Below are 13,982 nucleotides of genomic sequence, written 5' to 3'. Positions count from 1 at the left end.
GAGGGCGGGAGCGGGATCAGCCGTGGCGTGCCGTGGAGCGGCCCTTCCGCGTACCCACCCGGCCGTCCGGCCACAGGCGCGGGCGGCGTTTGGCCGCGAGGTCCTCGACCCAGCCGGTGGCGACGATCGCGAGGCCGATGAGCGGCCAGACGAGGACGAAGGACCAGAGCATGTGCGTCGAGTCCAGCGCCGAGCTCAGCCGCTCGTCCATGAACGGCAGCTCGTACAGCAGGTCGATCAGTGGGAACGTCGCCATGATCAGCAGGTTGTGCCACAGGTAGATCGTGACGGCCCGGTTGTTGGCCAGGGTCACCAGGCGGTCCCAGCGGGCGAGTCTGCCGGGCAGCTGCTGCCAGGACGGCGCGTACTGGAGCAGGATGACGACGAACCCGAGGGACCACGTCGCCTGCGCCAGCGGGATCTCGTTGAGGTCCCAGCCCTCTTCGGACAGGTGCCCCGAAGCCCACCACAGGCCGAAGCCCATGAGCAGCGCGGCGCCGGACACCGCGGCGTACCGCGGCACCTTCTGGAGCACGCCCTCCTGGTGCGCGAAGCCGAGGACCCAGCAGCTGCCGTACACGGCGAAGTCGGTGACGGCGTCGCCGGTGCGGCCGGGGATCTCCACGAGCCCGGTGCCGACGACCGCGGTGAGCGCGAGCGGCGCGCACAGCGTCGCCCACGGCAGCTTGCGGAACGCCTTGAGCAGCAGCGGGGACGCGAGCACGAACCACAGGTAGGCCCGCAGGTACCAGAGCGGACCGATGCCCTGCTCGGCCCACGTGCTCTCCAGGAAGCCGGGCGGGTTGGCGATCTCCCACGGGTAGGCGGGGGCGCCGAACGGGATGATGTAGTTGACGATGCCGAGCCAGCCCCAGGCGCCGCCGCCGGTGTCGGGGTCCTTGCCCGGGTTCCAGCCGCCGACGAAGAGCAGCGGCAGCACGAGTGCGCTGAACAGCCACATCGGCGGGAGCAGGCGCCGCAGCCGTCCCCGTACGACGCTGAGGGCAGGGCGGCTCAGGGAACGCGCCATCAGCGATCCGGCGAGCGCGAACATCACGCCCATGGACGGGAAGACGACCGAGAGCCAGACCCAGCCGAACAGGTGGTAGGCCACGACGCGGACGAGCGCGATGGAGCGCAGCAGGTCGAGGTAGCGGTCCCGGCCGGGCTTCTTGGGCGCGGGCGCCGCCGGTGCGGGCGGCGGTCCGGTGGGGTCGGCCTGCGCGGGCACCTCGGGGAACCGGGCGGTCGCCTCGGCCGCCACTCCCCCGCCGGCCACCGCCTCGGTGAGCAGCGGACCGCCACCGGGTCCGCGCGGCGGCGCGGCCGGCCACCCGGACTCGGAGGCGGACGCGGCCACGGGGCCGCGCTCCGGCTTGGCGAACCAGTTCCCCTGCGCCGAGGGCTCGTTCACGCCGCCCCCGCCGTTCGTCGGATGCGTCATGCCACGGGCCTCCGGTCGTCGCCGGGGACCGAGGCCGTCCGCTGCCGGGGCAGCCGCGTGCCGTGGTCGGCGCCCACCACTCCGGTGCGGCGCAGCTTCTGCCAGCGCAGGCGGCCGCCGGTGAGCGCGGTGATCCAGGACTGGAGCAGCACCACGTACATCAGCTGCCGGTACAGGAGTTGCTGGAGCGGCAGGGATATGAGGTGCGTCATGCGTTCCTTGTCGAGCCGGAAGGCGTACGCCGCGCAGACCGCCTGGAGGGCGAGCACGCCGAACCAGGCGCCGACCGTCTTCTCGGTCGGGCCGAAGACCAGCCCGTAGAGGAGGAAGATGTCGATCAGCGGCGCGAGCAGCGGGGCCAGCACCATGAAGAGCGAGACCAGCGGCAGGCCGACGCGCCCGAAGCGGCCCGAGGGCCCCTTGTCGACGACGGCCCTGCGGTGCTTCCAGATGGCCTGCATCGTCCCGTACGACCAGCGGTAGCGCTGCGACCACAGCTGCTGCACGGTCTCCGGGGCCTCGGTCCAGGCCCGCGCCCGCTCCGCGTAGACGACGCGCCAGCCGTCGCGGTGCAGCGCCATCGTGACGTCGGTGTCCTCGGCGAGCGTGTCGTCGCTCATGCCGCCGATGCGCTCCAGGGCGCTGCGCCGGAAGGCGCCGACGGCGCCGGGGATCGTCGGCATGCAGCGCAGCACGTCGTACATGCGGCGGTCGAGGTTGAAGCCCATCACGTACTCGATGTGCTGCCACGCCCCGATGAGCGAGTCGCGGTTGCCCACCTTCGCGTTGCCCGCGACGGCGCCGACCTTCGGGTCGCCGAACGGCTGGACGAGTTCGCGCACGGTGGCGGGTTCGAAGACGGTGTCGCCGTCCATCATCACGACGAGGTCGAACCGGGCGTTCGCCAGGCCCCTGTTGAGGGCGGCGGGCTTGCCCGCGTTGTGCTGGCGGACGACGCGGACGCCCGGCATCCGCAGGTTCTCGACGATGCGCGCCGTGCCGTCCGTCGAGCCGTCGTCGATGACGATCACCTCGATGGGGTGCTGGCTCAGCGCCAGCGAACGCACGGTGTTCTCAATGCACTTGGCCTCGTTGTACGCCGGTACGAGGACGGAGACCGGTTCGGTGACCGGCGGGCCCCACGCGAAGCCCCTGCGCCGCACCTTGCGCGCGTGGGCCGCGGACAGGACGAGCATCAGGCCGAAGCGGCCCATGACGAGGACGCCGATGACGGCGAGCCCGACGACGAGGACACCCGTGATGTTGTCCGAGGCCTCCACCGCCAGAACCCACGCCTTGCCCTTCCACAGCTCGACGCCGCTGACGGGTGTGTGCGCGCTGGGCATGTCGAGGGCCTCGGTGAGGTTGGCGAACCTGTAGCCGTCGTCCTGAAGGTCGGGCAGGAAGCGGTCGAGCGCGGCGACGGTCTGCGAGCGGTTGCCGCCGGAGTCGTGCATCAGGACGATCGCGCCCTTGCCGTCCTTCGGCGTGGCCCGGCGGATGATCTCGTCGACGCCGGGGCGCTTCCAGTCCTCGCTGTCGGTGTTGTTGACGACCGTGATGTAGCCGCGCGAGCCGATGTACTTGGTCACCGGCCACGACGCGTTGTCCATGGCGTCGGCGAACGAGGAGTACGGCGGCCGGAACAGGGAGGTGCGCACGCCCGCCGCGCCTTCGAGGGCCAGCTGGTTCTGCGACAGCTCCCAGTCGATGCGCTTGTTCGACTGGTAGGAGAGATCGGGGTGGTTGAAGGTGTGCAGGCCGATCTCGTGCCCCTCCTCGACCATGCGGCGCACCAGGTCGGGATAGCGGGACGCCATGGTGCCGGTGACGAAGAAGACGGCGTGCGCGTCGTGCTTCTTGAGGACGTCGAGGACCTTCGGGGTCCACTCCGGGTCGGGGCCGTCGTCGAAGGTGAGGACCAGCTTGTGGTCGCCTATGGAACGGCTGGACTCCTGCCCGCCGCGCGTGTCGATGACGGGGCCGCCGTCGAGGATCTTCTGCGGCACCTTGGTGGTGGCCGCCTCGGGGCGGATGCGGTGGTCGGCGAGGATCTCGCTGTGGACGTAGCCGCGCAGCATCAGCATCGCCATGATCGCGACGAGCAGCAGCGAGGGCAGCAGATAGCGCAGCGGAAGGCGGCGCCTGCGGGCACGGGGCCTGGCCCGGGTGGAGCGTGAGCGGTCGGACATCTACAGGACGCTGCTTTCCAGGGGCGGGACGAGGGTCGCGACGATCAGGTCGGTGAGACCTTCGACGGCGAGGGCGTCCGTGTCGGTTCCCGCACCGTCCGCCGGGTCGCTCGGGTCGGCGCCGGGCTCCGTCGCGGGGCCGGTGGAGTCGTCGGTCGGGTCCGTCGTCGGGTTCGTGCTGGTGGTCGCCTTGGGCGGCTTCGTGGTCGGCGCGGTGTCGCCGCCCGTGGGCCGGCCGGAGGGCGAGGCGCCGGTGGACGGGTCCCCGGACGCGTCGGCGTCGGTCGACGGCGAGGCGCTGACGCCGGGCACTCCGGAGACGCCGGGCACGACGCTCTCGGAGGCGCTGGGCTCCGGGGTGGCGCTCACGGACAGTGACGGCGAGGCCGACGGGGTGGGTGCGGTCGACTCGGTGCCGACCTTGCCCGCGCCCTTGCCCTCGGCGGGCATCGGCAGCCAGGGCGCGCTGGAGTTGCCCGAGAAGACGGTGGCCACGATGACGACGGCGTAGACGGCGATCGCCAGGCCGGCGGCCACGCCGACGCGTCGGAAGGTGCGGCCGCGCCGACCCGAGTCGTCGACGAAGACGGGGACTTCCTTGTCGTCCGGCCCGCCCTCGCCCGGCCGCTCGACGGCGCCCGGTCTCGCACCGACGAGCCCGGCCAACTGGCTTCCCGTGAGGTCGAGTTGGACCGTCACTTCGTGCGGGTCATGAGTCGGCCCCGGTCGGCCGTCCGCTCGTGAATTCTCCACCGTACGCACATCCCCCCAAGGACACGTTCACGGATGCGCCGGTGATGTCACGGAGTCCTCGTCGACCGAACCGGGCCCCCACCTGATTCGAGCGCCCCCTCTTATCACACTGCACCCAGCCCCAAAATGTAGCGCACACCGGTGACACTCACGCGCACACCTCATTCACGACTCCACATAATCTGCGCATCTGCGGCCGGAATCCATGCCTCCGGGGGTCTTTCCAGCCACCGGTTCTCGGCCGCCAACGCGGCAGCAGCCGCCCGAAGCGCCTCAATTCCCGGGTGTTTGCGCCCTTTTCGCCAGACGAGTGACACAGGCGACAGCGGGACCGGGTCGACGAGGGGCCGCAGCACCGAGCCTGGCATGGCCGGGAAGTCCACCCCGGTGAGGACCGGATTGCGGTATTTCTCCATGATCCGGCGGAACTCCTCCTTGCCGACGGCGAGCGGCGCGGGCGGCGCGACGTGGATGCCCCGGCCCTCGAACAACCGCCGGGCCAGGTCCGTCCATTCGGGCGTGCGGGGGTTGCCGGCGCCCGCGTAGACCGACTCCCCGGCGAGCCGCCCCAGGGGCACGGCGTCGAGCGCGGCCAGCGGGTGGTCCTCGGGCAGCATGACCGCCATCGGCTCGTAGCGCATGGGCTGCTGGTCGAGGCGGGCGCGCACGGCCGCGTCGAGCCCGGCGAACCGGCCGAAGGACACGTCGAGGCGGCCCGCGAGGAGTTCGGCGGCGGCGCCGGTGAGCCCGCTCTCGTAGCGGGCCATCAGCTCGTGCTCCGGGGCGAGTTCGCGGGCCCTGGCGAGGACCCGCTCGTGCACGAGCCCCGGGCTGTTCACGTCGACGAGCAGCGGGCGGCCGGTGTCGGCGGGCCCGGCGAAGGCGGTGAGCAGCTCGTCCTGCGCCTCGATCACCCGCCGCGCGTGCGGCAGCAGCCGGGCCCCGTCCCCGGTGAGCGTCACCTGACGGGTGGTGCGCACGAACAGCTCGGCGCCCAACTCCCGCTCCAGGCGCCGGATGTCACGGCTGAGCGCCTGCTGGGCGACGTACAGCCGGGCGGCGGCGCGCGTGAAGTGCAGCTCGTCGGCGACGGCGAGGAACGCGCGCAGCAGGCGGGGTTCGACATTCGCTGGGGGCATCGGGCGAACCTACAACGCGCGCGCGTGGACATTGGCACCACAGGTGCGTGAATCAGCGCCGAGCAGGTGTTGGACCCCGCGCGTGACCTGCGGTGATGCTCATGGCATGTCCACCGCCACGTCCTACACCCGTCTCTTCGCCATCCCCGGCGCCCGCGCCTTCACCCTCGGCAACCTCATCGCCCGCTTCCCGCAGGGCATGTTCAGCATCAGCGCCGTGATCATGATCTCCGGTGCGCGCGGCTCCTACGCGCTCGCGGGCGCCGTCACCGCCACGGGCCTGGTCGCCAACGCGGTCGTCGGCCCGTGGACGGCCCGTCTCGTGGACCGGTACGGGCAGGCGCGGGTCGCGGTCCCGGCGACCGTCGTATCGGCCTGCGGCTCGGTCGCCCTGCTGCTGTGCGTACGTTTCGGGGCGCCCGACTGGACGCTCTTCGCCACCTACCTGGCGTCCGCGACGACCCCGAACACGGGCGGCATGTCCCGGGCCCGCTGGGCGCACCTGCTGAAGGAGACCCCGGACGACCTGCACGCGGCGAACTCCTTCGAGCAGGCCGCGGACGAGCTCTGCTACATGCTCGGCCCCGTGGTGGCCGCCTTCCTGTGCGGCTCGCTCTTCCCGGAGGCGGGCACCCTGGTCAGCGCCGTCCTCATGGTGACCGGCGTGCTGATCTTCGCCGCGCAGCGCGCCACGGAACCGCCGCCCCACGCGCGCACGAAGGCGACGAAAACGCCACTGCGCGCGCGTGGCATCCCGCCCCTGCTGCTCGCCTTCCTCGCCACGGGCGTCGTCTTCGGCTCGCTGGAGGTCGTCACGGTCGCCTTCGCCGACGCGCAGGGCCACAAGGTGTGGGCGGGCGCCGTCCTGGCGCTCCAGGCGGCGGGATCCTGCGCGGCGGGCCTCGTCTACGGGGCGTGGCGGCCGTCCGGCCCGGCGGCCCGGCGCCACCCGCTCTGCGCGGCGGCGATGGCGGCACTGATGTCGCTCCCGCTGCTCGCCGCCTGGTCCACGGGCTCCCTGTACGTCCTCGGGGGCGCGCTCCTGATCGCCGGCATGGCCACGGCGCCGACGATGGTGACGGGCATGACCCTGGTCCAGCAGCGCACGCCGGAGGGCCAGTTGAACGAGGGCATGACGCTCGCCGTGACCGGCATCCTCGGCGGCATCGCGGCCGGTTCGGCCACGGGCGGCGCCGCGGTGGAGCACTGGGGCCCCACCGCGGCGTACACGGTGCCGCTCGCGGCGGCGGCGTGCGCCCTGCTGCTGTCGCTGTACGCCTACGTGCGGTCCACCCGCTGAGCGGTCAGCACGTGGCCGGCTTGCGCCAGGAGCACTCCAGGTCGCCGTCCCGCTCGGCCGCCGGGACGGCGCGCGTGGACTTCGGGACGACCGCCGTCGCCTCCTCGGCCGTCGACTTCGCGAGCGTCACGACGACGGCGTCCTCCAGGGGCTTCACGGAGTCGGCCAGGTAGTTGTTCTGGACGATGCTGTAGACGAGCAGCCGCCCGTCGGCGTCCTTCACGTACCCCGAGAGCGCCGACGCCCCCGTCAACGACCCGGTCTTTCCGCGGGCGTTGAGGGCGGCGGGCGTACCGCACATGCGGCTGCGCAGCGTCCCGCCGACGAAGCGGTCCGGGTCGCACGCCACGGGCAGCGACGCGGACCAGTCCGCGTACCAGGGCTCGTCCTGCACGGAGAGCAGGAGGTCGGCGAGCTGCCGGGCGGCGAAGTTGTCCTTGCGGGAGAGCCCGGACCCGTCGACCTGCCGGATCTTGGCCGCGTCGACCCCGGCGCCCTTCAGGTAGTCGGCGACGGCGTCGATGCCGTCGCCCCAACTCCCCGGCCGTCCGGTCGTCTTGAACCCCATGGCCTTGACGAGCGACTCGGCGTGCATGTTGTTGGAGAGCTTCATGAACGGGACCAGCAGGTCCTTCAGCGCCATGGAGTCGTGCGTGGCGAGCTTCTTCGCGCTCGCGGGCGTGGCCTTGCCCAGCCTGGTGGCCCCGCCGACCTTCACCCCGTGGGCGGCGAGCGCGTCCCGGAACACGGAGCCCGCGTACCCGGTCGGCTCCCACACGGTCACCCACTCCTTGGTGGTGTCCCCGCCCACCGGAACGCTGCCGGTGACGGCGATCGTGTTGGTCCCGTGCCGCCGCTCGACGGCCACGGTGTCCGCGCCGCCGGCCCCGACCGTGGACGCCTGGAGGTCGATGCGGACGTACCGGTTCTTCGGGGTGACGCTGACGGTGGGCTTCTCCCCCGCCCTGGCGCCGGGCTTCACCTCGACGATGACGGTCCCGGTGTCGTAGTCGGTGTCGGGCGCGACACTCAACGCGCTGATCTGGGCGGCGTAGTACGAGGACTCGTCGTCGCCGCCCCAGGTGTCGCCGATCCGGTGGTCGTCGAACCGGGTGTCGTCCGCGACGAGCCGCCCGCTCACCCGCTTCACCCCGGCCGCGGCGACGTCGGCGGCGAGCCGGTCGTAGTCGGCGGCGAGGGTGGTCGGATCGCCGGTGCCGCGCAGATACAGGTCACCGGCGAGCACCCCGCCGCGCACCGGCCCGGCCGCGAGCACGTCCGTGCTGAACCGGTGGTCGGGTCCGAGGACGCCCATGGCGGCGGCGGAGGTGGCGAGCTTGGTGTTGGAGGCGGGCATCAGCCGCCCGGTGGGATTGTGCTGGTACAGGGTCTCCCCGGTCTTCGCGTCGGCCACGACGACGCTCGCCGCGCCGCCCTCCATTCGCGGGTCCCCGAGGATCGTGTCGATGGCCTCGGGAAGCCCACTGGGACTGGAGTCGGCGCCCGCGGGGGCGCTCCAACTGAGTGCGGCGGCCACGACGACGGCCACACCGGACAGGGCCCATCTCGATCCCTTGCGTCTCCTCATGCCACAGGAGCATCCCGGACGCACGGGGCCCCGCCAAGACCGCGCGACCGCATGCCCGCACGACCTCATGACAAAGGCCCGGCGACCGAGACGGTCACCGGGCCCTTGCCCACATGGGATGAGTGGAGATGGCGGGAATCGAACCCGCGTCCAACGGTGCAGCAGCAGGGCTTCTCCGTGTGCAGTTCGCTTCGATTTTCTCGGCCCCGGTGATCACGCGAACAAGTCGCCGACGGGCCCAGTCACTGTTTGATTTCCTCTTCCGCCCCGTGACCGGGCGGAAGAGTTTAGTTTCCTAGATTATGCCAGGATCCGGGTCGGAAACATCCCCGGGCTGACACCCTTTTAGGGTCCTTCAGTCGCTGTTATCAGGCAGCGAGGGCGAAGGACTGGGAATCGCGCTTGGTGTTGGCGATTATTGGTTGCGACATATGGTTAACGAGATCATTGCCGCTTCCTCGACACGCTTCCCCTGCTTCGACATCCGCTGTCGAAACCGATCATCCCCATGTTGATTTTTCAATCCGCGTCCTCGCCGTGGAGGACGTGGTCCATCGTACGTGAACAACGCACGACGATGCCAGCGTATTCCTGACGGGGTGGGGGTCAGCCCATCCGCTCGTTGTTGCGCTGCCGCCGCTTCGCCGCCGCGATCGCCCGGTCCGAGTCCCGCCGGTCCTGCTTCTCGCGCAGCGTCTGCCGCTTGTCGTACTCCTTCTTGCCCTTGGCGAGCGCGATCTCGGCCTTCGCCCGGCCGTCCTTGAAGTAGATCGCCAGGGTCACGATCGTGTGACCGGTCTCCTGGGACTTCGACTCCAGCTTGTCGATCTCGTCGCGGTGCAGCAGCAGCTTGCGCTTGCGGCGCACCGCGTGGTTCGTCCACGTGCCCTGGTTGTACTCGGGGATGTGGGCGTTGTGCAGCCACGCCTCGCCGCCGTCGATCTGGACGAAGGCGTCGGCCAGGGAGGTACGCCCCTGCCGCAGCGACTTGACCTCGGTGCCGGTCAGCACGATGCCGGCCTCGTAGGTGTCCATGATCAAGTAGTCGTGGCGCGCCTTCTTGTTCTGCGCGACCATCTTGTGCTTGCCGTCCTTCTTGCCGGACGACGCCCCCTTTTTGCCCTGCTTGGGCTGGGACTCCTTCGGTACATACATTGCCTTGGCCATAGTGCTGACCATTTTCGCACTACGAGGGGTCCCCGAGGCCAGTCAATACTGTCTCCGCCCTGCGCAGGGTGTCCGCCTCGGCCTCGAGGTCCGGGGTGATGCCGCGGCCGTCGACGGCGCGGCCCGAAGGGGTGCGGTAGTGCCCGACGGTCAGCTCCGCCACGGAGCCGTCGGGCAGTCGGCTCGGCATCTGGACCGAGCCCTTGCCGAAGGTTCTGGAGCCCACGACGACCGCGCGGCCGCGGTCCTGGAGGGCGCCGGTGAGCAGTTCGGCCGCGCTCATCGTCCCGCTGTCGACGAGCACGACCACCGGTCTGGACGTGTCGGCACCGCGCTGCGCGTGCAGGGCCCGCTGCGCGCCGCGCACGTCGTACGTCGCCACGAGTCCGCCGTCGAGGAAGGCGGAGGCCGCCTTCACCGCCTCGGTGACCAGCCCGCCGGAGTTGCCCCTGAGGTCGAGGACGACACCCGCGCGCGCGGGTGCCTCGGCCACGGCCGTACGCACCTGCTCGCCGACGCCCTTCGTGAAGGCGCTCACCTTCACGAGCGTCGCCCCGTCGGGCAGGCGCGTGGAGGCGACGGACTCGGTCGACAGATTGGCGCGGCGCAGGGTCTCGCTCCACGCGCGCGTGCCGCGCTGGAGGCCGATGCGGACGGCGGTGCCCGCGTGCTCGCCGCGCAGCAGGGCGAGGACCTCGGTGACGGGACGGCCGGTGACCGGTTCGCCGTCGACCGCCGCGATGCGGTCGCCCGCGCGGATGCCGGCGAGCTGGGCGGGCGAGCCGTCGCGGACCTTGGTGACCTGGACGTGTCCCTCGGCGGTGCGGCGGGCGCGCAGGCCGATGCCGGTGTACTCGCCGTCGAGGGACTGCTCGAACTCCTCGTACTCGCGCCGGGAGTAGACGGCCCCCCAGCGGTCGCCGCTGCGGCTGACGGCCTCCTCGGCCGCCTTGCTGGGCGACTTCCCGTCGGCCAGCGCCTCGGCGGCGGCAGCGCTCGGGTCGGTCGGGCCGGTCATCGGCTTGTCGTCCGCCGCGACCAGGGAAGCCTCCGCGTTCTCCGCGGGCTTCTGGTGCCCCGCGGGCAGGGAGCCGGTCGCGGCGCCGCCCGCGAGGACCCCCACGAAGATCAATGTCAGGGCCGCCCCGCGGCCGATGCGGCGGGGCCGGTACAACGCGTCCGGACCTGACATGTCGGTGAGTCTAGGACAACGCAGGGCGTCGTACGGGCCGTTGACCCGCACGACGCCCTGTGGCGGCGAAGGACTCTCGTCACACCTTGAGGTACTTGCGCAACGCGACGAACGCGGCAAGCGCCGGCATCAGCACGCTCACGGCGAGGATGAGCGGCAGCTTCGTCAACACCGAATCCCAGCCGATGAAGTTGATGAGCTGGAGTTTGTCGGAGAGCGCCACGCCGTTGTCGATCACGAAGTACTGACCGGCCGCGAGGAAGACGCACGCGATGCCGCCGCCGATGAGTCCGGCGACCGCGGCCTCCATGATGAACGGCGCCTGGATGTAGAAGCCGGACGCGCCGACGAGCCGCATGATGCCGGTCTCGCGCCGGCGGCTGAACGCGGACACCCGCACGGTGTTCACGATCAGCAGCAGCGCGACCACGAGCATGACCGCCATGACGGCGCCCGCCGCGTAGTTCAGGTAGCTCAGCAGCCGGAAGAGGTTGTCGAGCACGCCCTTCTGGTCCTGCACGGACTGCACGCCGGGCCGCCCGTTGAACGCGGTCGCGATGACCTCGTACTTCTCCGGGTCCTTCAGCTTGATCCGGTAGGACTCCTGGAGCTGGTCCGGGGTGAGGGAGCTGGCGAGCGGGGAGTCGCCGAACTGCTCCTTGTAGTGCTTGTACGCCTCGTCCTGCGACTCGTGCGCCACGTTGTCGACCACGGGGAGCTTCTTGAGGTCCCCGACGATCTCCTTCTTCTGCTCGGCCGTGACCGGGCCCTTGGCGCAGTTCGGGTCGGAGTCCGCGTCTCCCTTGTTGCACAGGAAGATCGAGACGTTGACCTTGTCGTACCAGTAGCCCTTCATCTGGTTGACCTGGTCGCTCATGAGCAGCGAGCCGCCGAACAGGGCGAGCGAGAGGGCAACCGAGATGATCACGGCGAAGGTCATCGTGAGATTGCGCCGGAGGCCGACGCCGATCTCAGACAGAACGAATTGGGCACGCATAGCGCTTTCTGAGCCTTTCGCAGCTTCTCACTCGGTACTTCTCAGTGCTGGTAGCCGTAGACGCCGCGCGACTGGTCGCGCACGAGGCGACCGTGCTCCAGCTCGATGACGCGCTTGCGCATCTGGTCCACGATGTTCTGGTCGTGGGTGGCCATGACCACCGTCGTGCCCGTCCGGTTGATCCGGTCGAGCAGCTTCATGATGCCGACCGAGGTCTGCGGGTCGAGGTTGCCGGTCGGCTCGTCCGCGATCAGCAGCTTGGGCCGGTTCACGAAGGCCCGCGCGATGGCCACGCGCTGCTGCTCACCGCCGGACAGCTCGCCCGGCATGCGGTCGTCCTTGCCGCCGAGGCCGACGAGGTCGAGGACCTGCGGCACGGACTTGCGGATCTCGCCGCGGGACTTGCCGATGACCTCCTGCGCGAAGGCGACGTTTTCGCCGACCGTCTTGTTGGGCAGGAGACGGAAGTCCTGGAAGACCGTGCCGAGCTGGCGGCGGATCTGCGGGACCTTCCAGTTGGATACGCGGCCGAGGTCCTTGCCCAGGACGTGCACTTGGCCGTGGCTGCACCGCTCCTCACGCAGGATCAGGCGCAGGAACGTCGACTTGCCGGAGCCGGACGAGCCGACCAGGAAGACGAACTCGCCGCGCTCGACCTCCAGGGAGACATCCCTGAGGGCGGGCCGGGTCTGCTTGGGGTAGACCTTGGAGACGTTGTCGAATCGGATCACAGGTGCACCACGGGTAGCCGGGGGTAGGTGAGCGTGACCATACGCGAACCGGTGCGCGCGGCGCAGGCGCCGTCCCCGGTTGAGCGTTTTGTCCCCGTGTGACGCGCGGTACGACGCCGGTTATGTCCGTCCCGCTCCAGGTCAGGGGCGGTCCTTCCGGGGGGACGCGCCGAAATTCCGCGAAGCTGGCACAGTGGTAGGGGGAACGGTTGCGTTTCCCGGAGCGTTGAGCGGAGAGAACCCAGGGGTACCCGGTGGCGTGCTCCGCCGCGCGGGAGGAGGAGAAGCGCATGACCTACGACCGACTGGTGTGCGCGAACTGTGCGGCGCCCGTGAGCGAGGGCCGCTGCCCGGTGTGCCGGGCGAACCGCGAGCGGCTTCAGCAGCAGAACCCGCTGGCCGCGCTGAGCCCCATGGCGCTGGTCGCCCTGGTGGCGGTGCTCGTGGCGGCCGTGGCGCTGCTCGCGCATCAGACGGTGTAGCCCCACCCCTCGGCGGGAGGCCCCCGCCGGAACCTCAGTCATGCGAAAGGGCCCACAGCCGACCGGCTGTGGGCCCTTTCGGGTGTGCTTGGCGTTACGCGGCGGCGCCGCGGTTGCCCGCGAGGCGCGGCAGGAGCCGGAAGCCGACACCGCCCGCGATCATCGTGGCCGCACCGATCACCAGGAACGTGGTGCCGGAGGAACCGGTCTCGGCGAGCTCACCGCTCGCCTGGGTGTCGCCGGAACCCGTGCCGGTCTGCTCGACCGGAGCGGAGCCGGTGTCGTTCAGGCCTTCCTTGCCCTGGCCCTGCTCGACGGGGTTGTTGTTGCCGTCCGGGCTGGTGTTGTCGCCACCCGAGGCGGAGCCGCCGGTGGAGGCGTCACCACCGGTGGACGAACCACCGGTCGAGGAGGAACCACCGGAGGAGGACGAACCGCCGGAGGAGGACGAGCCGCCACCGTTGCCGTTGCCACCGGAGTTGCCGTTGCCGCCGGTGGAGTCGTCGCCACCGTTGCCACCACCGTTGGTGCTGGTGCCGCCGGTCGAGTCGTCGCCACCGGTGCCACCGGTGGAGTCGTCGCCGCCGTTGGTGTTGCCCTCGGTGACGCCGGCGACGCCGCCGTTGGTGTTGCCCTCGGTCACGCCCGCGACGCCACCGTTGGTGTTGCCCTCGGTGACACCGGCAACGCCGTTGCCCGGGTCGTCGTCGCCGGGCGGCTCTTCGTCCGCGCCGTCGTCCTCGGTGGGCCAGCAAATAAGGCCGAGCGGGCCGCAGGTCTCGCCGCTCTGCTCGTCGACGGTGGCGGCGGATGCCGCACCCGCGGCGGTCAGCGAGGCACCGGCCGCGATCACCGCACCGGCCGCTATCCGCGCCACGCGGATCCGCGTCTTCTTGGTCATCAGTCTGCTACCCCCAGTAGCCAATCGTCAGTGGAGCAGCGCCAGGGACTTCGTTCAACAGGAGGCAGCAGGGGCCTCGTTCACCCCTCCCCCGTT

12 protein-coding genes and 1 other RNA gene are annotated in these 13,982 nt (G+C 70.9%); 2 read left to right on the top strand and 11 right to left on the bottom strand.

The features are described from left to right. Positions 1 to 16 precede the first annotated feature (16 nt). The 4 genes from ACYBSK_RS03730 to ACYBSK_RS03715 all read right to left on the bottom strand — a co-directional run bounded on the left by ACYBSK_RS03730 (position 17) and on the right by ACYBSK_RS03715 (position 5,528). A complete protein-coding gene (locus tag ACYBSK_RS03730) occupies positions 17 to 1,444 on the bottom strand; it encodes an acyltransferase family protein (RefSeq protein WP_460245162.1) in 1,428 nt (475 codons plus the stop codon). Further along, entirely contained in the window at positions 1,441 to 3,636 is a 2,196-nt protein-coding gene (locus tag ACYBSK_RS03725; RefSeq protein ID WP_460245161.1) for a polysaccharide deacetylase family protein, read from the bottom strand. The genes ACYBSK_RS03730 and ACYBSK_RS03725 overlap by 4 nt, the downstream gene beginning before the upstream one ends. Next, on the bottom strand, positions 3,637 to 4,335 hold the full coding sequence (locus ACYBSK_RS03720; RefSeq protein WP_460245160.1) for a hypothetical protein: 699 nt from the start codon (positions 4,333 to 4,335) through the stop codon (positions 3,637 to 3,639). Positions 4,336 to 4,550: 215 nt separating this feature from the next. Beyond that, on the bottom strand, positions 4,551 to 5,528 hold the full coding sequence (locus ACYBSK_RS03715) for a LysR family transcriptional regulator (protein WP_457475375.1): 978 nt from the start codon (positions 5,526 to 5,528) through the stop codon (positions 4,551 to 4,553). 106 nt (positions 5,529 to 5,634) lie between these two features. Between ACYBSK_RS03715 and ACYBSK_RS03710 the strand changes: the two genes are divergently transcribed. Continuing rightward, the gene (locus ACYBSK_RS03710; RefSeq protein WP_460245159.1) at positions 5,635 to 6,828 is read left to right on the top strand and encodes an MFS transporter; all 1,194 of its coding nucleotides are present in this window, start codon (positions 5,635 to 5,637) and stop codon (positions 6,826 to 6,828) included. A gap of 4 nt (positions 6,829 to 6,832) precedes the next feature. Here ACYBSK_RS03710 and dacB read toward each other — a convergent pair whose 3' ends face one another. The 6 genes from dacB to ftsE form a co-directional block, all read right to left on the bottom strand. Beyond that, positions 6,833 to 8,416: a D-alanyl-D-alanine carboxypeptidase/D-alanyl-D-alanine endopeptidase gene (gene dacB, locus ACYBSK_RS03705; protein WP_460245158.1), complete on the bottom strand. Its 1,584-nt coding sequence runs from the start codon at positions 8,414 to 8,416 to the stop codon at positions 6,833 to 6,835. Positions 8,417 to 8,536: 120 nt separating this feature from the next. Further along, positions 8,537 to 8,924: a transfer-messenger RNA gene (gene ssrA / locus ACYBSK_RS03700) on the bottom strand. Positions 8,925 to 9,022: 98 nt separating this feature from the next. Then, entirely contained in the window at positions 9,023 to 9,571 is a 549-nt protein-coding gene (gene smpB / locus ACYBSK_RS03695; protein WP_457481643.1) for an SsrA-binding protein SmpB, read from the bottom strand. 31 nt (positions 9,572 to 9,602) lie between these two features. After that, positions 9,603 to 10,775: a S41 family peptidase gene (locus ACYBSK_RS03690; RefSeq protein ID WP_460245157.1), complete on the bottom strand. Its 1,173-nt coding sequence runs from the start codon at positions 10,773 to 10,775 to the stop codon at positions 9,603 to 9,605. 79 nt (positions 10,776 to 10,854) lie between these two features. Further along, complete coding sequence (gene ftsX / locus ACYBSK_RS03685; protein ID WP_457475371.1) at positions 10,855 to 11,772, bottom strand: permease-like cell division protein FtsX; 918 nt, start codon at positions 11,770 to 11,772, stop codon at positions 10,855 to 10,857. 41 nt (positions 11,773 to 11,813) lie between these two features. Continuing rightward, positions 11,814 to 12,503 carry a cell division ATP-binding protein FtsE gene (gene ftsE, locus ACYBSK_RS03680; protein ID WP_457475370.1) on the bottom strand — a complete coding sequence of 230 codons (690 nt, stop codon included), beginning with the start codon at positions 12,501 to 12,503 and terminating at the stop codon, positions 11,814 to 11,816. A gap of 290 nt (positions 12,504 to 12,793) precedes the next feature. Between ftsE and ACYBSK_RS03675 the strand changes: the two genes are divergently transcribed. Then, positions 12,794 to 12,985, top strand: a complete 192-nt coding sequence (locus tag ACYBSK_RS03675; RefSeq protein WP_351338145.1) for a hypothetical protein — start codon at positions 12,794 to 12,796, stop codon at positions 12,983 to 12,985. 94 nt (positions 12,986 to 13,079) lie between these two features. On the opposite strand, the gene ACYBSK_RS03670 is transcribed toward ACYBSK_RS03675, so the two are convergent. Continuing rightward, positions 13,080 to 13,886 carry a hypothetical protein gene (locus ACYBSK_RS03670; protein WP_460245155.1) on the bottom strand — a complete coding sequence of 269 codons (807 nt, stop codon included), beginning with the start codon at positions 13,884 to 13,886 and terminating at the stop codon, positions 13,080 to 13,082. Between the last annotated feature and the right edge of the window lie 96 nt (positions 13,887 to 13,982).

The sequence above is a fragment of the Streptomyces sp. BYX5S genome (genome assembly GCF_054724165.1).
The sequence above is the reverse complement of the archived record's forward strand: the minus strand, read 5'-3'. Positions and strand labels throughout refer to the sequence as shown.

What these genes read in the sequence shown, in the direction of transcription:
- ACYBSK_RS03710 (WP_460245159.1), top strand. Translation starts at nt 5,635, where the DNA reads ATGTCCACCGCCACGTCCTACACCCGTCTCTTCGCCATCCCCGGCGCC.
- ACYBSK_RS03730 (WP_460245162.1), bottom strand. Translation starts at nt 1,444, where the DNA reads ATGACGCATCCGACGAACGGCGGGGGCGGCGTGAACGAGCCCTCGGCG.
- ACYBSK_RS03690 (WP_460245157.1), bottom strand. Translation starts at nt 10,775, where the DNA reads ATGTCAGGTCCGGACGCGTTGTACCGGCCCCGCCGCATCGGCCGCGGG.
- ACYBSK_RS03725 (WP_460245161.1), bottom strand. Translation starts at nt 3,636, where the DNA reads ATGTCCGACCGCTCACGCTCCACCCGGGCCAGGCCCCGTGCCCGCAGG.
- smpB (WP_457481643.1), bottom strand. Translation starts at nt 9,571, where the DNA reads ATGTATGTACCGAAGGAGTCCCAGCCCAAGCAGGGCAAAAAGGGGGCG.
- ACYBSK_RS03675 (WP_351338145.1), top strand. Translation starts at nt 12,794, where the DNA reads ATGACCTACGACCGACTGGTGTGCGCGAACTGTGCGGCGCCCGTGAGC.
- ACYBSK_RS03715 (WP_457475375.1), bottom strand. Translation starts at nt 5,528, where the DNA reads ATGCCCCCAGCGAATGTCGAACCCCGCCTGCTGCGCGCGTTCCTCGCC.
- dacB (WP_460245158.1), bottom strand. Translation starts at nt 8,416, where the DNA reads ATGAGGAGACGCAAGGGATCGAGATGGGCCCTGTCCGGTGTGGCCGTC.
- ACYBSK_RS03670 (WP_460245155.1), bottom strand. Translation starts at nt 13,886, where the DNA reads ATGACCAAGAAGACGCGGATCCGCGTGGCGCGGATAGCGGCCGGTGCG.
- ftsX (WP_457475371.1), bottom strand. Translation starts at nt 11,772, where the DNA reads ATGCGTGCCCAATTCGTTCTGTCTGAGATCGGCGTCGGCCTCCGGCGC.